15 protein-coding genes and 1 tRNA gene are annotated in these 19,658 nt (G+C 65.0%); 13 read left to right on the top strand and 3 right to left on the bottom strand.

The window, feature by feature from the left end; genetic code table 11:
- The first annotated feature begins 120 nt into the window (after positions 1-120).
- Complete coding sequence (locus tag ACQE2J_RS12120) at positions 121-777, top strand: sigma-70 family RNA polymerase sigma factor (protein ID WP_425119536.1); 657 nt, start codon at positions 121-123, stop codon at positions 775-777.
- The gene (rsrA, locus tag ACQE2J_RS12115; RefSeq protein ID WP_135538727.1) at positions 774-1,043 is read left to right on the top strand and encodes a mycothiol system anti-sigma-R factor; all 270 of its coding nucleotides are present in this window, start codon (positions 774-776) and stop codon (positions 1,041-1,043) included. The genes ACQE2J_RS12120 and rsrA overlap by 4 nt, the downstream gene beginning before the upstream one ends.
- Positions 1,044-1,135: 92 nt before the next feature.
- Here the strand turns inward: rsrA and ACQE2J_RS12110 are convergent, their stop codons facing one another.
- The 3 genes from ACQE2J_RS12110 to ACQE2J_RS12100 form a co-directional block, all read right to left on the bottom strand.
- Positions 1,136-1,210 (bottom strand): 50S ribosomal protein bL37, encoded by a 75-nt coding sequence (locus ACQE2J_RS12110; RefSeq protein WP_135538853.1) that lies wholly within the window; start codon positions 1,208-1,210, stop codon positions 1,136-1,138.
- Between the two features lie 115 nt (positions 1,211-1,325).
- Entirely contained in the window at positions 1,326-1,940 is a 615-nt protein-coding gene (locus tag ACQE2J_RS12105; RefSeq protein WP_135538725.1) for a GDSL-type esterase/lipase family protein, read from the bottom strand.
- Positions 1,937-5,662 (bottom strand): multifunctional oxoglutarate decarboxylase/oxoglutarate dehydrogenase thiamine pyrophosphate-binding subunit/dihydrolipoyllysine-residue succinyltransferase subunit, encoded by a 3,726-nt coding sequence (locus ACQE2J_RS12100; protein WP_426936396.1) that lies wholly within the window; start codon positions 5,660-5,662, stop codon positions 1,937-1,939. The genes ACQE2J_RS12105 and ACQE2J_RS12100 overlap by 4 nt, the downstream gene beginning before the upstream one ends.
- 102 nt (positions 5,663-5,764) lie before the next feature.
- On the opposite strand from ACQE2J_RS12100, the gene ACQE2J_RS12095 reads away from it, so the two are divergent.
- From ACQE2J_RS12095 to ACQE2J_RS12045, 11 genes are all read left to right on the top strand, one after another.
- Positions 5,765-7,222 carry a GuaB1 family IMP dehydrogenase-related protein gene (locus tag ACQE2J_RS12095; RefSeq protein WP_426936395.1) on the top strand — a complete coding sequence of 486 codons (1,458 nt, stop codon included), beginning with the start codon at positions 5,765-5,767 and terminating at the stop codon, positions 7,220-7,222.
- Positions 7,223-7,353: 131 nt separating this feature from the next.
- Positions 7,354-8,685, top strand: coding sequence for a hemolysin family protein (locus ACQE2J_RS12090; RefSeq protein WP_135538719.1), 1,332 nt, complete (start codon positions 7,354-7,356; stop codon positions 8,683-8,685).
- Positions 8,682-9,743, top strand: coding sequence for a CNNM domain-containing protein (locus tag ACQE2J_RS12085; protein WP_426936394.1), 1,062 nt, complete (start codon positions 8,682-8,684; stop codon positions 9,741-9,743). The genes ACQE2J_RS12090 and ACQE2J_RS12085 overlap by 4 nt, the downstream gene beginning before the upstream one ends.
- Before the next feature lie 344 nt (positions 9,744-10,087).
- A complete protein-coding gene (locus tag ACQE2J_RS12080; protein ID WP_135538715.1) occupies positions 10,088-11,137 on the top strand; it encodes a M15 family metallopeptidase in 1,050 nt (349 codons plus the stop codon).
- A 113-nt stretch (positions 11,138-11,250) separates the two neighbouring features.
- Positions 11,251-11,326 (top strand) — tRNA-Arg (locus ACQE2J_RS12075).
- 121 nt (positions 11,327-11,447) lie between these two features.
- Positions 11,448-12,224: an ABC transporter ATP-binding protein gene (locus ACQE2J_RS12070; protein WP_135538665.1), complete on the top strand. Its 777-nt coding sequence runs from the start codon at positions 11,448-11,450 to the stop codon at positions 12,222-12,224.
- Complete coding sequence (locus tag ACQE2J_RS12065; RefSeq protein WP_426936393.1) at positions 12,221-14,770, top strand: ABC transporter permease; 2,550 nt, start codon at positions 12,221-12,223, stop codon at positions 14,768-14,770. The genes ACQE2J_RS12070 and ACQE2J_RS12065 overlap by 4 nt, the downstream gene beginning before the upstream one ends.
- 68 nt (positions 14,771-14,838) lie before the next feature.
- Positions 14,839-16,014, top strand: a complete 1,176-nt coding sequence (locus ACQE2J_RS12060; protein ID WP_426936392.1) for an MFS transporter — start codon at positions 14,839-14,841, stop codon at positions 16,012-16,014.
- 28 nt (positions 16,015-16,042) lie between these two features.
- Positions 16,043-16,876 carry a DALR anticodon-binding domain-containing protein gene (locus tag ACQE2J_RS12055; protein WP_426936391.1) on the top strand — a complete coding sequence of 278 codons (834 nt, stop codon included), beginning with the start codon at positions 16,043-16,045 and terminating at the stop codon, positions 16,874-16,876.
- Positions 16,876-18,318, top strand: a complete 1,443-nt coding sequence (lysA, locus tag ACQE2J_RS12050) for a diaminopimelate decarboxylase (RefSeq protein ID WP_135538657.1) — start codon at positions 16,876-16,878, stop codon at positions 18,316-18,318. Before ACQE2J_RS12055 ends, lysA begins: the two co-directional genes overlap by 1 nt.
- Positions 18,319-18,350: 32 nt before the next feature.
- Positions 18,351-19,658, top strand: coding sequence for a homoserine dehydrogenase (locus ACQE2J_RS12045; protein WP_135538851.1), 1,308 nt, complete (start codon positions 18,351-18,353; stop codon positions 19,656-19,658).

Raw genomic sequence — 19,658 nt, 5'->3', positions numbered from 1 at the left:
TCTCAATGGCAAGCATAACCGCTGATCCGGGAATAGTGGGACCTCGGTCCGATGTTGAACACAGTGATGCTATTCGGCGGGTCGAACCCGTCGCGAATCGACAGGCAGAAGGGAAGGTCTATGAGCGCCACTGCCGTCCTGGAGAGAACGGGCGTACCATTGACTGCGATGACCGAATCAGTCAAAGAAGTCCCGGAAACCGCTGCGGAGAGGTCGCAGCGGTTCGAGCGGGATGCTCTGGAATATGTCAATCAGCTCTATGCGGCTGCGCTGCGCATGACCCGCAATCCGGCTGACGCCGAAGATCTCGTACAGGAAGCCTACGCGAAGGCGTACGCGGCTTTCCATCAGTACAAGCCCGGCACCAACCTCAAGGCCTGGCTGTACCGGATCCTGACGAACACCTTCATCAACAACTATCGGAAGAAGCAGCGTCAGCCGAAGGAACACGGCAGCGAGGACATCGAGGACTGGCAGATCGCCCAAGCGGACAGCCACTCGTCCTCGGGCGGTCGCTCCGCCGAACTCGAAGCGCTCGACCATCTGCCCGACAACGACGTGAAGGAAGCTCTCTCGGCGTTGCCTGAGGACTTCCGCATGGTCGTCTACTATGCCGATGTCGAGGGTCTGCCCTACAAGGAGATCGCCGAGATCATGGAGACCCCGATCGGCACAGTGATGTCGCGTCTGCACCGTGGGCGTCGCCAACTGCGGGAGATGCTCGCCGACTACGCCGCCGAACGTGGTTTCGTGAGTCCGGAGGGAGGTGCGAAATGAGAGACGAAGGATGTTGCGAAAGCGTCAGGGCCGAGTCTCTGATGCGCATCTACCATTATCTGGACGGCGAACTGACGACGACGGAGATCCGTGAGATCTCCATTCACCTCGATCAGTGTCCTTCATGCCACGACGAGTATGAGATCGAAGCGCTGCTCAAGGAGCTTGTTCGTCGTTCCTGCAGCCACGACCGGGCACCGATGGGGCTGCGGGAGAAGATCCGGCAGCGGATCGCGCTCGAACAGAACAGCTGGCCGGGAGTCTGAGCCGGATGGCTTGAGCCTGAAACGAGTAGAAGAGGGCGGGAAGAGAAACGAATCTCTTCCCGCCCTCGTCATTCACTGAGCGAATCAGTGAATCAGCTGTTCGGACGCTTGCCGTGGTTTGCTTTGTTACGGCGGCGATCGCGACGCTTGCGGCCACGCTTGCTCATGGTGATCTCCTTCAATAGACGGTTCATTATCTCATGATCGTCTGAGCAGGGCAAAGTCATCACGAAGTCGTTGACCTCGTCTTCGCCCCACCGCAGAGCGGACGGATTTCGAGTCTCAGCTGTCGCCGAGGACGTCCTGGACTCCCAGCCAGCCGAACCATCCGCGGTGCAGGACGAGCCAGGCCAGCAGACCGTACCCTTCCTGTGCCGGCAGATGCTCGCGCGAAGACGCGACCTCACGCTGCCAGACGGGATGGCCGAGAAGGGGAGTGAAGGTGTCGACATAGGTGATGCCGCGCCTCTTGGCCACATCGGAGAAGCTCGCATTGAGCTCGGCGATGCGGCGATTGCGGTCACCGTCGTGCTCAGGTGGGGGCCCGAGCACGAACGTCGAGACCTTGCGGGCCAGGGCCTCGTCGAGGATATTGGCCACATCGAGCCGGGCCCGGGCCACGGAACGTCCCGTATCGAGGTCACCGGACCCCAGGGCCAGGACAAGACGATTGTCTCCGTCGGGGGTGAACCGCAGCGAGGCCTCGGCGATGGTGCGGGCATGGAGGCCCGCAGAGTCCTCGGCGGGCACTGCCAGCGGATAGACCTTCAGCTCGGGCAGGCTCGGCAGGGTCCTGGCCGTGACCCTGCCGACCCATCCGAGACCACGACCATCACCGTGGCCGGCGACCAGAGGGCCGCCGACCACGGCGATGGTTGTGGAGACGTCGCTGCTCACCGGCTGAAGATCCGCTCGACGAGTTCCTTCTGCTGCACCTCATGGAAGTGCTTGAGTCCCGTCGACGTGGCGGCAGAGGCCGCACGCGAGATGACATTGACTTCGCGACCGCCGAGGAGCTGAGGCAGGTTGAGAGCCATGAACGGCCATGCGCCCTGGTTCTCCGGCTCCTCCTGCGCCCAGACGACCTCCGCATCGGCCGGGAAACGGTCGAGGACGGCGGTGATGGCGGCTTCGTCGAGCGGGTAGAGCTGCTCGAGACGCACGAGCGCCATCTTCGTGTCGTTGTCCTTGTCCCGCTTGGCCTTGAGCTCCCAGTAGAGCTTGCCGGAGACGAGGACGACGCGCTCGACCTGCGAAGCGTCGACATCCTTATCGTCGATGACGGTTTCGAACTTGCCCGAGGTGAATTCCTCCGGGGAGTTCGCCGCGGCCTTGAGCCGCAGCATCGACTTCGGAGTGAAGACGATGAGCGGACGCTTGTTCGTCGTCGCGGCGTGGCGACGCAGCAGGTGGAAGTACGAAGCACCGGACGACGGGTAGGCGACCGTCATATTCGACTCGGCGCACAGCTGCAGGTACCGCTCGATGCGGCCCGAGGAGTGGTCGGGTCCCTGTCCTTCGTATCCGTGGGGCAGCAGCATGATGACACCGGAGTTCTGCTGCCACTTCTGCTCGGAAGAGGAGATGAACTCGTCGATGACCGACTGCGCACCCTGTGCGAAGTCACCGAACTGAGCCTCCCACGCCACGAGGGCGTCCTTGCGCTGGACGGAGTAGCCGTACTCGAAGCCGACAGCCGCGTACTCACTGAGCAGGGAATCGTAGACCCAGAAGCGGGCCTGATCCTCGGTGAGGTTCTGCAGCGGAGTCCACTCGTTGCCGTTGACGGCGTCGATGAGCACTGAGTGGCGCTGGACGAAGGTTCCGCGGCGCGAATCCTGGCCGGCCAGACGCACGGGCACGCCGTCCATGAGCAGCGAACCGAAGGCGATGAGTTCGGCGAAGCCCCAGTCGATGCCACCGGTCAGCGACATCTCCTTGCGCTTCTCGAGCAGCGCCCGCAGCTTCTTGTGCACCGTGAAGCCCTCGGGCACTTCGGCGAAGGCCTCACCGATGCGTTGGAGCATCTCGGAGCTGATCGCCGTCTCGGCATCGTTGAAGGTCTCGATGTCGCTGGGCTCGTAGGGAGCGTTGAACGCTTCGCCCTCGTAGGGACCGGTCTCGGCCTCCTTGGTCTCGGCGAATGCCGATTCCAGCTTCGACTGGTAGTCCTTGAGCGCCTCGGCGGCTTCTTCGTCGGTGATGCACTTCCTGCCCACGAGCGACTCGGTGTAGAGCTTGCGCACCGAACCCTTCTTCTCGATGAGCGAGTACATCAGCGGCTGAGTCATCGACGGGTCGTCGCCCTCGTTGTGACCGCGGCGGCGGTAGCACACGAGGTCGATGACGACGTCCCGATTGAATTCCTGCCGGTATTCGAAGGCCAGTCGTGCGGCCCGAACGACCGCCTCGGGGTCATCTCCGTTGACGTGGAAGATCGGGGCGTTGATCGACTTGGCCACGTCCGTGCAGTAGAAGGATGATCGCGCCGAGGCGGGGGGAGTGGTGAACCCGACCTGGTTGTTGATGATGACGTGAACGGTTCCGCCGGTGCGATAGCCGCGCAGCTCCGAGAGGTTGAGCGTCTCGGTGACCACGCCCTGACCGGCGAAGGCGGCATCTCCGTGGACGAGAACCGGCAGCACGGAGAAGCCGGCCTCACCCTGGTCGATGAGGTCCTGCTTGGCGCGGACGATGCCTTCGAGGACCGGGTCGACGGTCTCGAGGTGGCTGGGGTTGGCCGCGACGTAGACGCCGGTGGTGTTGCCCGACGGCGAGGTGAAGGAACCCTGCGTGCCGAGGTGGTACTTGACGTCACCGGATCCCTGCACGCTGTCGGGGGACATGGTGCCGTCGAACTCCTGGAAGACCTGCGCGTAGCTCTTCCCGGCGATGTTCGTGAGCACGTTGAGGCGTCCGCGGTGGGCCATTCCGATCGCGACCTCGTCGAGCCCGGTGTCAGCGGACTGGTTGAGGATCTCGTCGAGCAGGACGATCGCGGACTCTCCGCCTTCGAGGCTGAACCGCTTCTGTCCGATGTACTTCGTCTGCAGGAAGGTCTCGAATGCCTCTGCAGCGTTGAGACGACCGAGGATGTGGCCCTGTTCCGACCGGGTCAGCTCCTGATGCGGAATCTCGATCTTCGACTGGAACCAGCGGCGCTGGACCGGGTCGGCGATGTGCATGTACTCGAAGCCGATGGTCCGGCAGTAGCTTTCGCGCAGCAGTCCGAGGATGCTGCGGAAGGGCATCATCGGTTTGGCGCCGAAGCCGCCGGTGGGGAACTCGCGTTCGAGGTCCCACAGGGTCAGACCGTGCTGGTTGATGTCGAGGTCCGGGTGCGAACGCTGACGGTAGACCAGCGGATCGATGTTGGCCATGAGATGACCGCGGGTGCGATAGGCATCGATGAGCTCGATGACACGCGCGGTCTTGTTGACGTCGTCCTGGTCTTCGGCCGAGACGTCGGGGACCCAGCGCACAGGCTCATACGGCAGGCGCAGGGACTCGAAGACGTCATCGTAGAATCCGTCCTCACCCAGCAGGTAGCTGTGCACGAGTTTGAGGAACTCACCGGAACCGGCGCCCTGGATGACGCGATGGTCATAGGTCGAGGTCAGGGTCAGCACCTTGGACACGGCCAGGGAGTTGATGGTCTGCTGGCTCGCGCCCTGGAACTCGGCCGGGTAGTCGAGTGCTCCGACGCCGATGATGCAGCCCTGGCCCTTGGTCAGACGCGGCACTGAGTGGACGGTGCCGATGCCGCCGGGGTTGGTCAGGGACACAGTGGTGCCGGCGAAGTCGTCGGCGGTCAGCTTGCCCTTGCGAGCCTTGTCGACGAGGCCGTCATAGGCATCGACGAACTGGCGGAAGGTCAAGGTCTCGGCCTTCTTGACGTTCGGCACCAGCAGGGTGCGCGAGCCGTCCTTCTTCGGCACGTCGATGGCCAGCCCGAAGTTGATGTGGGCCGGCGAGATCATCACGGGCTTGCCGTCGCGGACATCGTAGGAGACGTTCTGCGAAGGGAAGTTCTTCAGTGCCCGGATGACGGCGAAGCCGATCAGGTGGGTGAAGGAGACCTTGCCGCCGCGGGTGCGCTTGAGGTGTGAGTTGATGACGATGCGGTTGTCGATGAGCGCCTTGGCAGGCAGTGCCCGCACCGAGGTGGCGGTGGGCACCTCGATTGAGTCATCCATGTTCTTGGCGATGAGCTTGGCGGGGCCGCGCAGCGGAGTGATCGTCTCCTCCGGGGCGGGCTTGGGCTTGGTGTCTTTGGCCGAGACCTGGGGCACGGACTTCGTCTCGGCCTTCAGCGTCTCGGACTCGGCCGAAGACGGTGAGACCCCGCGAGAGGTCTCACGTGAGGTCGTCTGTGCCGCAGCGGGGGCAGAGGACTTCGCCTCCGACTTCTTCGCAGTCGGCTCCGCCTCCTGCTTCGCAGCGGACTTGTCAGCGGCCGGCTTCGCGCCGCCGCTGTTCTTCTCGTACTTGTCGAAGAACGGCCACCAGGACTTGTCGACGGAGTTCTTATCTGACTTGTACTGCTCATACAATTCCTCGACCAGCCACTCGTTCGACCCGAAGTCTTCAACGGTGCGGTTCGGAGTATTGACGGACACGGCGTTGATCGCCTACTTCCTGATTCAAGACTTGCTGCTTAACGACAACACCCAGCCTAACGCGATGTGCCCTGCAATGTGCACATAGGGGACAATAGTGTTATGCGTTTCATCTCAAATGACCCGAACAGCGATCTGACCTACTCCGATGTCTTCCTCGTCCCGAACTCGTCATCGTTGACGTCCCGGTTCGAAGTCGACCTCACCACGACCGATCCGACGGGGTCGACGACACCGCTCGTGGCCGCGAACATGACCGCTGTGTCCGGACGCCGGATGGCCGAGACGATGGCTCGCCGGGGCGGACTGGCTGTGCTGCCCCAGGACATTCCGCTCACCGCCGCGAAGGACACCATCTCCTGGGTCAAGAGCCGGGACCGGATCTTCGAATCGGCTCTGCGCTTCGCGCCGGAGGACACGGTGCTCAACGCTCTGCATGTGCTGGCGAAGCGTCCCCACGGCTTCGGCGTCGTCGTCGACTCGGCCGGGCGACTCGAAGGCATCATCAACGCCGCCGATCTGCGCGGCGTCGACCGGTTCACCTCGGTTGCCGATCTCCTCGATTCCTCACCCCATGTCATCCGCGCCTCCGAGATCGACTGGTCCGATGATGCGCAGCTGGAGTCGCTGTTCGAATCGATGACCGACTCGCGGGCCGAATTCGCCGCTGTCGTCGATGATGCGGACACGGTCCTGGGTTCGCTCACGCCGAAGTCGCTGCTGCGGTCATCGATCTACACGCCGAACGTCGATGAGCGGGGCCGTCTCAAGATCGCCGTGGCCATCGGCGTCAACGGTGCTGCCGTCGAACGCGCGAGTGCCCTCGTCGAGGCCGGCGCCGACGTACTCGTCGTCGACACCGCCCACGGCCACCAGGTGAAGATGCTCGACACGCTCTCTTCGATCGCCGAGGCGGACCTCGGGGTGCCGATCGTCGCCGGCAACGTCGTCACCGCCGACGGTGTCCGCGACCTCGTGGCGGCCGGGGCCCAGATCGTCAAGGTCGGTGTGGGGCCGGGTGCGATGTGTACGACACGCATGATGACAGCTGTCGGTCGCCCGCAGTTCTCCGCCGTACTCGAATGCGCCGAGGCGGCTCGGGAGCTCGGCGCCCACGTCTGGGCCGACGGGGGAGTGCGCTATCCCCGCGATGTCGCTCTCGCGTTGGCCGCCGGGGCCTCGCAGGTGATGGTCGGTTCCTGGTTCGCGGGTACGCACGAATCGCCGGGGGACCTCCTGGTCGACGGCGAAGGCAGGAAGTACAAGGAGAGCTTCGGCATGGCTTCGGCCCGAGCGGTGGCCAACCGCACTCGGTCGGAGACGGCGTTCGCACGGGCCCGGAAGGGGCTGTTCGAAGAGGGCATCTCGTCGTCAACCATGTACATCGATCCCGAGTCTCCCGGAGTCGAGGACCTGCTCGACGGAATCACGTCGGGAGTGCGCAGCTCCTTCACCTACGCCGGCGCCGGCGATCTCGCGGAATTCGCGCGGGTGGCCGCCGTCGGAGTCCAAAGCGCTGCCGGATACGAAGAGGGCCGCCCGCTGTCGGGAAGTTGGTAAGATCAGTTCATGCACAGTGACAGTCTCGGCCGGCGGGAAGCCGGCGCCCCAGATGATGATCCTCACCCCGTGAGGGTCCGTCACTTCACCTACTGTGATCTTCGGTCTGCACGGAGCGAGGACAGTCGCTGATGGAATGGCTGTTCCTTGCCCTTGCCCTGGTCCTCATCCTCGGCACCGGCCTCTTCGTCGCGGCCGAGTTCTCACTGCTCACCCTCGATCGTCATACGGCCGATAAGGCCGTTGACGAAGGCGTCGTCGGGGCCAAGACCCTGCGCGCCTCGATGACGCACCTGTCCACCCAGCTCTCGGCGGCGCAGGTCGGCATCACGATCACCACGCTGCTCACCGGCTACCTCATGGAACCGTCCCTGGGTCGACTGCTGGCTCCGGTCTTCGAAACGTGGGGAGTGGGCCCCGGGCTCTCCGCGTCCTTGGCGCTGACGATCGCTCTCATCTTCTCCACGGTGGCGTCGATGATCTTCGGTGAGCTCGTCCCGAAGAATCTTGCGATCGCAGTCCCTCTGGCCACCGGACGGATCGCCGCTCCGATCCAGTACGTCTTCTCGATCGTGTTCCGACCCGTCATCGCGTTCCTCAACGGCACGGCCAACAAGATCCTGCTCTCCATGGGCATCGAGCCGCAGGAGGAGGGGTCGGTCGGGCGGTCGCCGGAGGAGCTGACCTCCCTGGTGCGCCACTCCGCGGAGGAAGGCGTGCTCGATGAGCAGACGGCCGACCTGTTGGAACGGACGCTGAGCTTCTCGGAACGCACCGCCGAAGACGTCATGACTCCGCGGACCCGCATGTCGAGCGTGGAGAAGGACACCACGGCGCGAAGGATCATCGAGCAGGCACGAGACACCGGCTTCTCCCGGTTCCCGGTCGCCGCCGAGGACAAAGACCACATCGTCGGCGTCGTCCACGTCAAGCAGGCGTTCGCTGTTCCACCCGCAAACCGAGACGACGCCTACGCCGGGGGACTGATGACCGAGGTGCGTGAGATCCCAGAGACCCAGCGGCTCGATCCGCTCCTCATGGAACTGCGCGCCACGGGCCTGCAGATGGCGGTGGTCGTCGACGAATTCGGCGGCACCGCCGGAGTCGTCACCCTCGAAGACGTCGTCGAGGAACTCGTCGGTGAGGTCGCGGATGAGCATGACCGGATGCGGATCGCGGCGCGACCGGCCCGCGACGGGTCCTGGATCGTGCCCGGCCAGCTGCGCCCCGATGAGATCTCCTCGACGATCGGGATCACCATCCCCGAAGATTCTGACTATGAGACCTTGGCAGGTTTCGTGCTCAAGGAACTCGGGCGGATTCCCGAACCCGGGGACCACGTGCGCACCGATGATGCGCTCATCCGCGTCGAGCGGATGCACGGACGACGCATCGAGCGCCTGCGGGTGGTGTTGCGCGCTACCGACGCGAGCGCCTTCGAGACAGGAGGTGAGAGCCGATGAGCGCCGATTGGCTCGGATTGATCTGGCTGGTCGTCCTCCTGCTGGGCAACTCATTCTTCGTCGCCGCCGAATTCGCGGTGGTCGCTGCGAAGCGGTCCCAGATCGAACCGCGCGCCGCCGAAGGCTCGGCTGCCGCGAAGACCGCGCTCTACGCGATGGAGCATGTCTCGCTGATGCTGGCGATCTGTCAGCTCGGCATCACGGTGTGTTCCCTCCTCTTGGGCAATGTGGCCGAACCGGCCATCCACCACCTGCTCGCCGGTCCACTCGAGGGATTGGGGATCCCCGCCGGCCTGTCCTCGACGATCTCTTTCGTCCTGGCGCTCGGCGTCGTCACCTATCTGCACGTGGTCATCGGTGAGATGGTGCCGAAGAACCTCGCTCTGGCTGCATCCGGTCAGGCCGTGATGCTGCTGGCGACACCGCTGGTGTTCCTCGCCCGCGTCTTCGGCTTCGTCATCCGACCCCTCAATGGTCTGGCCAACGCGATCCTGCATCTGTTCAAGGTCGAGGCTCGGGACGAAGTCAATGAGGCGTTCACGATCGAACAGGTCGAATCGATCGTCGCCGAATCGAAGCGTGAGGGACTGCTCAGCGACGATACCGGGCTGCTCAAGGGCGCCCTGGAGTTCAGTGACAAGACCGCGGTCGACATCATGGTCCCGATGTCCGAACTCATCACGATCTCGGACAAGGTGACGCCGAACGAACTCGTCACGCTCGTGGGCAAAACCGGATTCTCACGGTATTTCGTCGTCGGCGACGACGGCTATCCGCAGGATTACCTCCACATCAAGGACGTCCTCTACGCCGACACCGATGATGCCTTCGACGCCCCGGTGCCGAGCAAACGGTTCCGACCGCTGTTCACCGTCACCGCCGCTGATGAGATTGAAGAGGCGCTGGCGCAGATGCAGAAGGTCGGCATCCACGTCGCCCGAGTCATCGACTCGGAGGCACGGGTCCTCGGTCTGCTCTTCCTCGAAGATGAGCTCGAGGAGCTCGTCGGTGAGGTCCAGGATGCGATGCAGCGGGGACGGTTCGATTTCCGCCGCTGAACCTGACGAAATGGCGGCCTCTCGCAGTCCCATCGTCTCGCTCGGAGTCCCGAAGCAGGCGCCGCCGGTCTTCGCGGGTGCGGATTTCTCATCTCCGGATCGGTCTTGCCGAATGCCCACAGAAGATGATAACGAATGATAACGAAGCGGTGACCGTCGTCACCGCACGCAGGTCATCTGTAGTGATCCGCAGGGAGCGTGTTTCAGCATATGTCCAGGTCACACACGGTGGATGAGGGTAACGTGACATTCTGTAACGATGTCGTTATAGTGTTGTGACATAAGCTTTTCGGGGTCCGGATCCGGGCCTTTCAGAACAACCGATGCCAACAGTATGGAGCATTATGTCGAGTGAGCTCTCGACCGTCGAGGCGTTGCCGGTTCGCCGACGCGATCTGCGCAGACAGAATTCCTCTGCTCAGGTTTCGACGATCTTCTCCAAGAAGCCCGTGACAACGCCGTCGCGAGGGCATGAAGACCCCACTCTGTCTCCGCGTCGCGCCGCCATGGCCGCAGAGGCCCGCGCCGCCGCCGGTTCACCGCGGCGGGCTGCGATGGCCAGAGAGGCCGCTCGGTCGGCATCCCAGCCGCTGACACCCGCAGGGCACAACTCGAGTCTGGCCGCTGCTCAGCTTGGCAGCCGCGGTTCCGATGGTTCGCTGCTGCGTTCGGTTCGCCGGCGCCAGGTCACGACCTTCTCCGCGCTGGCCACCGTGTCGGTCACGGGCACCGCGATCGCCGCCGTCATGGTCGCCGGCAATCTCAGCGGAAGCCAGGAAGTGAAGGTCGACGACACTGCCGCCGAATCCCAGCAGCGCGCGATCAACGCCGAATCCGTCTCCGCCGACATCAAGGTCGACGAAGACGACAAGACCTCGATGACCATCGGCGCCCCGAGTGCCAAACAGACGAAGGTCGATGCCGCTTCGCGCGCCATCACGAAGACCGTTCTGCCCGGTTGCGAGGGAGAAGCGCCGAAAGGCGAGGTGAGCAACGGTGAGTTGCCCAGTGATTGGCTGTGCGATATCGGTGTGGGCAACCACAAGCTGCGCGCCGACGCTGCTGTGGCCTTCGCGAAGATGAACGCCGCGTTCAAGAAGGACACCGGCAAGGACCTCGCGATCACCGACTCCTATCGTTCACTGGAATCGCAGGTCTCGGTCGCTGCCCGCAAGCCCGGCTTCGCCGCACGCCCCGGCACCTCGAACCACGGTTGGGGATTGGCGCTCGACCTCGGCGCCGGAACCTCGAGCGGCACCGGCGAACAGTACGACTGGCTGGTTGCCAACGCCGGCAAATACGGCTGGGAGAACCCGGACTGGGCCAAACGCAATTCCTACGAGCTCTGGCACTGGGAATACGTCCCCGGGCGCAAGGACATGAAGGGCGCCTGAGCCCGCGAAACGCGCCGTCGCCACTGTGCCTTCCACCGCGTGCAATCGAGACTCGATTGCACGCGGTGTCTTTTTGTGAGGTGGTGCCCGACGGTGATAGAGTTGCACCCGTTGCCCGCGTAGCTCAGTGGATAGAGCGTCTGCCTCCGGAGCAGAAGGTCGTAGGTTCGAATCCTGTCGCGGGCACCACGTACCGTCCATCTCATCAGGTGAGGTGGACGGTTCTGCATTTCCGCCTCGAGTGGTCGGCGATGCCGACACGCTCTAAGGTAGTCGGAGGAGAACCCCGAACCGCGATGTGAGGCATGCGATGTCGAAACCTGCTGATGAGCCCTTGCGCGCCGCCTCGGCGGACGAATCCGATATCGTGCTGCGGGCGCAGGATCTGCGGAAGAGCTTCGGTCGCGGCGACACTGCCGTCTGTGCTCTCGATGACATCAGCGTCGACTTCGAATCGGGACGCTTCACCGCCATCATGGGTCCCTCCGGCTCCGGCAAATCGACCTTCATGCACGTACTGGCCGGCCTCGACCGCGTCGACTCCGGCTCGATCATCATGCGCGGCAAGGACATCACACGCCTCAACGACCGGCAGCTCACTCAGCTGCGGCGTGATCGCGTCGGCTTCATCTTCCAGGCCTTCAACCTCGTCCCCACTCTCAGCGCCGAACAGAACATCGAACTGCCCGTGTCCCTGGCGCGGAAGAAGATCGATCGGGAGTGGAAGGCCGAAGTCGTCGAACGCCTCGAACTCGGAGATCGTATGCAGCACCGGCCCCACGAACTCTCCGGCGGTCAGCAGCAGCGCGTCGCCGTAGCTCGAGCTCTGCTGACCCGTCCGGATGTCATCTTCGCCGATGAGCCCACCGGCAATCTCGACTCCCATGCCGGGGCCGAGGTGCTGTCGCTGCTCGGTCGCGCCACGACTCTCTACGGGCAGACGATCATCATGGTCACTCACGACCCGGTCGCGGCCTCGCACGCCGACAGAGTGGTGCTGCTCAAGGACGGGCGGGCCACAGGAGAGGTCCGTCAGCCCACGCGGGAGAGCGTGGTCACAGCACTGAGTGAACTGAGCACTCTGTGATCGCTGTCGCGCTGGCGCAGATCCGGATCCATTGGGCCCGGTTCCTCGCCATCGGTCTCGGCATCGCCCTGGCAGCGGGATTCGTCGCTACAACGCTCATCATCAATTCTTCGCTGCAGAGCAGCCTCGAAGGTGCGGTCGGACGATCATTCGCGCACGCGGATCTCACCGTCATCCCCGACGAAGACGTCTTCGTCGGGGGAGACGAGGTCGCTCCGCTGCTCAAGCCCATGTCGGAGATCGAGGGCGTGCGCTCCGCGTCGCTGTCGGCGCGAACCCTGACCACCGGGCGGGGGACCGCGTTCTCAGAGAGCTCCTTCGCCCTGTCACCCGTGCCCGCCGATGAGCGACTCGACACCTTCACCATGGTCTCCGGCGACCGCCCGGAGGCAACCACCGATCTCGTCCTCGACACTCGGACGGCCGCCGAGCTCGACCTCGGCATCGACGACGAGGTCCGCTTCAGCGTCGACCCGGTGCCGGTCGAAACCGGAGATGCGGACATGCCCGTCTACCGCGGGCCCAGCCACAGCAGCATCACCTTCACCGTCGTCGGCATCGCCGAGATGGGACAGGACCCCGGACTGCCCGGGGCCACCCGTGCACTGACGACGGCCTCGGGCTACCAGGAGTACTTCGCGCAGCAGGGCGATGTCATCGCCGTCCAGATCGCTCTCGACCCCGATGCTGACCCGGACAGGGTGTGCGAGGAGCTGCAAGCGGTCATCGACTCCTCCGCGCTGAACGGCAGCCTCAATGCCCTCAGCGTCCCCGACGCCGTGTCCGTCAAGACCGATCGTCTCTCGGGCGGCAACATCGCCGTGACGGGACTGCTGCTCGTCTTCGCCGGCATCTCCGTCGTCGTCGCCATCCTCGTCGTGTCGAACACGTTCTCCGTCATCGTGGCCGGCCGCCGTCGCGAACTCGCGCTGCTGCGCTGCCTCGGCGCGACCCGCCTCCAGCTCTACAGCTCCGTCGTCGCCGAAGGACTCCTCGTCGGACTGATCGGCTCGATCTTCGGTGTCGTCGCCGGTGTCGGAGTCAGCTGGGCCCTGATGGAAGCGGCCGTGCGCTTCTGGCCCGACGAATTCCCCTACGAAACCCTGTCCGTACCCGTCTCCGCGCTCCTCGTCGGCGTCGCCGTCGGCGCGGTCCTCACGATCATCGCGACGATCCGCCCGGCCCGCAGCGCCATCGCGGTGACACCGCTCGAAGCCCTCCAACCCTTCGACGTATCGGTATCCCCGTCGACCAGCAGACGTCGGCGACACGTCGTGGGCGTCGGCGTCATGCTCCTCGGTGCGGCTCTCATCATCGTCTCCCTCTACGCCGTGTCGACGGCAGAGGTCTGGATCGCCGGCGGCGCTCTGGGCGGAGGTCTCATCGTCACCGGACTCATCATCGGTTCGACGAGGATCATCCCCCCGATCGTCGGCTGGATCGGCGAAGTCGCTGTCAGTCCCTGGGGCGTTCCTGGCCAGCTGGCGACGCTGAACACCCTGCGCAACCCGCGTCGAACCGCGACGACTGCGACGGCGCTGATCATCGGCGTGACTCTCGTCGCGACCATCCTCGTGGGCGGGATGTCGACGAAGGCGACGCTGAGCCATGGACTCGACCAGCGCTATCCGGTCGACATCGCCGTGCCCCTGTCGGGACTCGTCGACGCCGATGAGCTCGACGATGTGCGCGAGATCCCCGGGGTCGCTCGTGCCATCACCGCTCACCGCGCCGAGGCGGTCGAGGACTTCAAAGGCGCCACACCATCGGTCTTCGTCGTCGACCCGGAGACTGCGGCGACTGTGCTCGGCGATTCCGCTGCCGACCTGGTCTCCGGCCGCGTCGTGGTTCCCGAGGACTATCCGGACGCGACCGTGCGGGTCCGCGGTCTCAACGAGCTCAACGTGCCCGTGCGCAAGGAAGGGCTGTCGAGCCTCGCTTTCTTCACGACCCCCGATGTCGGCAACGACCTCGGCATCTCGGCGACGATGACGGCGGTGCTCATCCGCCTCGATGAGGATGTCGACATCGACGAGATCACACGGATCCAACAGTCCGTGGCTGAAGCTCTCGACGTCCCCAGCGACGAGGTCGGCGGGTCCGCGGTCGCCCGGGGCGCCTACTCCGAACTCATCGACGTTCTGCTCGCCGGTGCGGTGGCGCTGCTCTTCGTCTCCGTGCTCATCGCGCTCATCGGAGTCTCGAACACCGTGAGCCTGTCCGTCATCGAACGCCGACGGGAGAACGCACTCATGCGGGCCCTGGGGCTGAGCATCGCCCAGCTGCGGGCTCTGCTGGCTCTGGAAGCGGTGCTCATCTCGTCGGTCGCGGCTCTGCTGGGCCTCACCCTCGGCGGGGCGCTGGGCATCGTCGGCACACGACTGGTCACCCACGACTACTCCACCGAACTCATCGTCGACTTCTCCGCACCCTCCTTCCTCGGCATCCTCGGGGTCGCCATCGTGGCAGGAATCCTCTCGGCCCTGGTGCCGGCCCGACGCGCCTCGCGACTGTCTCCCGTGGAGGGCCTCAAACTCGACTACTGAGCCCGAAGTCGTCCGTCGAGCGACCCCGACGACAGGAATGCCTGTGGGAGTCTGATAGGAAAGAGCCCATGAACTCTGCGCGCACACGCATTCTGATCGTCGTCGGGATCGTCATCGCCGCATTCAATCTGCGGCCCGGAGTCACCGGTCTCTCGCCGCTGCTCGACGCCATGGGCGAACAGATCCACTTGAGCGCAGCGTTCCTGGCGATCATCGGCATGTTGCCGCCGCTGCTCTACGGACTCAGCGGCTTCATCACTCCGCGGCTCTATGCCCGATTCTCCGGCCTCGGCCTGACCCTGGCCGCGATGACCATGGTCGCCATCGGCCTGGGAGCCCGCTCCGTCATCGATTCTCCCGCGCTCTTCCTCGCCCTCAGCGTGCTCGCTCTGCTGGGCATGGGCATCGGCAACGTCGTCCTCCCTCCGTTGGTGAAGTCGTACTTCCCAGACCGTGTCGCTCTGATGTCGACCGTGCATGTCGGCCTGCTTCAGTTCGGCACCTTCATCCCCCCGCTCGTCGCGGTTCCCCTCGCCACCGGGTTCGGTTGGCGCGGGTCCTTGCTCGTCTGGGCCGGATTCGGTGTGGTGGGCGTTGCCGTCTGGATCCTCATCCGGCTGATCAGGCCCGCACCGGCCACCGAAGTCGCCGCCGCCGTCGTCGGCGGCAGCGAACTGGCCCGACTCATGCGCAGCAAACGTGCGTGGGCGCTCATGACGATGACGGGGCTGACCTCATTCAACAATTTCATCCTCTTCACCTGGCTGCCGAGCCTGCTCACCCGCTCGGGGTTCGACGCGGCATTCGCCGGGGCCATGCTCGCGCTCGTCACCGCCATCCCCCTCGTCCTCGGCTTCGTTCTGCCCGCGCTGGCACAGAAGATGGCCTCGGCCTACCTCATCGTCGTCGGCTTCTGCCTCAGCCTGGCCGTCGGCTATATCGGACTGTGGCTGCTGCCGACCGTGGCCCCGGTGCTGTGGACCGTGCTGCTCGGAATCGGAATCTCGACCTTCCCGCTGGCCCTGACGCTCATCACTCTGCGCGCCCGCGACGCGGAATCGGCGGCGTCTCTGTCGGGATTCGTCCAAGGCGGAGGCTATCTGCTGGCCTGCACCGGCCCGCTCATCTTCGCCTTCCTCGTGCAGAGCTTCGACAGCATGTGGCCGGCGTTCTCCGTCGTGCTCGTCTCGGTGGCAGTGAAATTCCTCGTCAGCCACGCCGCGTGCCGCCCCGGGACGATCTGAGGCCGGTCGTCTCGTCATGAGAGCGAAGATGACACCTGATTCGTCCCCGCAGACCGGCCCCGAGTACTCTGTTCGAGTGACCCCGGAAGACCTGCAGACCGCACTCGCACGCGCTTTGGCGACGGCTGATTCGGGTCTCGTGTCTCCGGGGGCCGATTCGGAGGTCGACCTCGTCGCACCCGCCCGACACGGATTGGGCGACTGGTCGACGCGTGTGGCGCTGCGGACCGCGGTCGAACCGGGCCGCCGTCTGGCACTCGCGGAGCATCTGTGCGCCGAACTGCGACTGCTTCCCGAAGTGGCCACCGCTGTGGTCGCCGGGCCCGGGTTCGTCAACATCGGGCTCACCGACTCCGCACGTGCGCGCGTGGCATTCGACATCATCGCCGCAGCCGAGTCGTCGGCGACCGGCACCGAGGCGGCCGCGACGGAATCGCGGCGATGCTGCGGCAGTCTCTTCGACGCGGCTGCCGACGATGCCGCGGTGTCCGTGCTGCAGCGCGGACATGCGGCCGCCTGCCGGGAACGGCGTCGGGCCGAGTGGGCCGAGATCACCACGGATGCGGCCGAACCCTCTCGCCTCAACCACCCGAGCGAAGCTCGTCTGCTCACCGCCATCGCTTCCGTTCCCGCCGGACTCGAACGCTCGTGCCGCCTCGGCGAGAGCGAACCGTTCCTCAGCTGTCTGAGCCTGGTCGCGGCCGCGGCCGAGGACTGGCTGAGCCGGTGCGCGGTGACTCCGACCATCGACGTCGACATCACCGCACTGCATGCTTCGCGGCTCGTGCTCGTGCGAGCCGTCATCATCGTCCTCGCCGCAGGACTTCGACAACTGGGTGCTTCGGCCCCGGAGAGGATCTGATGCCCGCACATATCGCAGGGACTCTGCACGCGACCCCGGCACCGGTGTGGCTGCCCTATCCTGACGACGTCAACGCGCTGCTGCCGAGCCTGTGGTCGGACAATGTCACGAAGACCGACGACGGTGTGCTCACCATCGCCGGCCATTCGGTGACCGACCTGGCAGAGCAGTACGGCACGCCGACCCTCGTCATGGATGCCGCTGACTTCCGCACCCGGGCAGAAACCTATCTGACGACCTTCACCAGCGCCTTCTCGCCCGAGAAGGGACTGGCTGGAGCCGATGTCTTCTACGCCGGAAAGGCCTTCCTGTGCACTGCGGTGGCCCGGTGGGTCCATGAAGCCGGCCTCGGCCTCGACACCTGCTCATTGGGTGAGATGATGATCGCCCGCGCCGCCGGAATCCCAGGGGACCGAGTGGGCCTGCACGGGAACAGCAAATCCGTCGCGGAACTCGAGTACGCCCTCGACTACGGCGTCGGACGGATCTTCGTCGACAGCCTCGATGAGATCACCCGGCTCGAAGCCGTCGCCGCGGCCAAGGGAGTCTTCGCCCCAGTGATGCTGCGAGTCACCGTCGGCGTCGAAGCCCACACCCACGACTTCATCGCCACCGCGCACGAAGACCAGAAGTTCGGTCTCTCACTCGCCGACGGCACCGCCGCACGAGCCGCCCAGATGGTCGCGGACTCGGCGCATCTGCGCCTCGACGGACTCCACTCGCATATCGGTTCGCAGATCTTCGACATCTCCGGCTTCCAGGTCGCCGCGGCCAGAGTGCTGGCCTTCCGCGCCGAAGTCATGGCCGAACACGGCATCGATCTGCCCGATGTCGACCTCGGCGGGGGCTTCGGCATCCGCTACACCAGCCAGGACACTCCGATCCCGGTGGCGGAGATGGCCGAGGAACTCGCCGCAGTCGTGCTCAAGGAATGCCGCGGACTGGGCACGAACGTGCCGCGTGTCTCCATCGAACCCGGCCGCGCCATCGTGTCTCCGGCCGTGTTCACCCTCTACGAAGTCGGCACCGTCAAAGAGGTGAGCACCGACAGCGGAACCCGCACCTACGTCGCCGTCGACGGCGGCATGAGCGACAACATCCGCACCGCGCTCTACGATGCGGACTACTCATGCACTCTGGCCAATCGAGCCTCGGGAGCGGAGCCGGCGATCGTGCGCGTCGTGGGCAAACACTGCGAATCGGGCGACATCATCGTCCGTGACGAATACATGGGGGCCGACGTCACCGCCGGCGACCTCGTCGCAGTCCCGTCGACGGGCGCCTACTGCCGGTCCCTGGCCAGCAACTACAACCACCTGCCCCGGCCGGGTGTGCTCGCCGTTGAAGCCGATAGAGTTGAGTGGATCGTGACCCCCGAAGACCATTCGCAGATGTTCGCCACCGACCCGGGGATGGTCGGTGGAGAGCAGGAGAACAGATGAGCGTCAACGACAACAGCGGAAAAGGTGAGGATATGCAGGCACTCAAGGTTGCCATGCTCGGATGCGGAGTCGTCGGCACAGAAGTCGCCGCCCGCATCCAGAACCGTGCAGACGGCCTGGCCGAACGCATCGGCGCCCCATTGGAACTCAGCGCCATCGTCGTCCGCGATGCGACGAAGGCACGTCCGGGCATCGACGAGAAGCTTCTGACGACCGACGCCGAGGCGGCCATCGCCGGAGCCGATATCGTCGTCGAGCTCATGGGCGGGATCGAACCGGCGAAGTCGCTCATCACCGCGGCGCTCAAACAGGGGTCCTCGGTGGTCACGGCGAACAAGGCGCTCCTGGCAGCCCGATACGGTGAGCTGATGTCCGCCGCCGATTCGGCCGGTGTGCGACTCGAACACGAAGCCGCCGTGGCCGGAGCCATCCCGATCATCCGTCCGGTCGGCGATTCGCTGGCCGGTGACCGGATCGAACGCATCATCGGCATCGTCAACGGCACGACGAACTTCATCCTCGACCAGATGGACTCCGAAGGCTGGGACTTCGACCGGGCGCTGAGCACCGCTCAGGAACTCGGCTACGCCGAAGCCGACCCGACAGCCGATATCGGCGGCCACGATGCGGCGGCGAAAGCCGCGATCCTGTCCTCCCTGGCTTTCCACGCTCCCGTGTCGATCGACGACGTCCATGTCGAAGGCATCGAAGGCGTCACCGCAGACATGGTCGAGACCGCCCGCGACCAGGGCTTCGTCATCAAGCTCCTCGCGGTCTGCGAACGCGTGGCTTCGTCGCCCGCCGGTGCCGGTCTCTCTGCCCGCGTCTACCCGGCGCTCCTCGATCGCAACCACGCTCTGGCCTCCGTCCGGGGTGCCTTCAACGCGGTGTTCATCGAAGCCGAAGCCGCCGGCGAACTGATGTTCTACGGGCAGGGAGCTGGGGGAGCTCCGACGGCTTCGGCGGTGCTCGGAGACATCGTCTCAGTGGCTCGGCGGAAGGTCCTGGGCGGACGCGGACAGTACGAGCGTCCCTTCCACGACGACTACCCGATCCTGCCCATCACGGCGATCACCACCCGTTACCACATCACCCTCGACGTTGTGGACCGTCCCGGTGTGCTGGCGTCGGTCTCCGAGGTGTTCGCCGACGAGGGCGCGTCGATCGAACTCATGCGCCAGACCATCGGCGACATCGACGAGCAGGGCGTCCAACACGCCAAGCTCGTGCTCGCCACCCATTCGAATACCGATGCGACGCTGCGGAAGACGGTCGATCGACTCAGCGATCTCTCCGTCGTCCATGCCGTCAATTCCGTGATCCGCGTAGAAGGACAGTGA

Source organism: Brevibacterium sp. LE-L (genome assembly GCF_050214925.1).
Lineage (GTDB): Bacteria > Actinomycetota > Actinomycetes > Actinomycetales > Brevibacteriaceae > Brevibacterium.
Note: the sequence above shows the minus strand (reverse complement) of the source record. Positions and strands in the feature narration are given on the sequence as shown.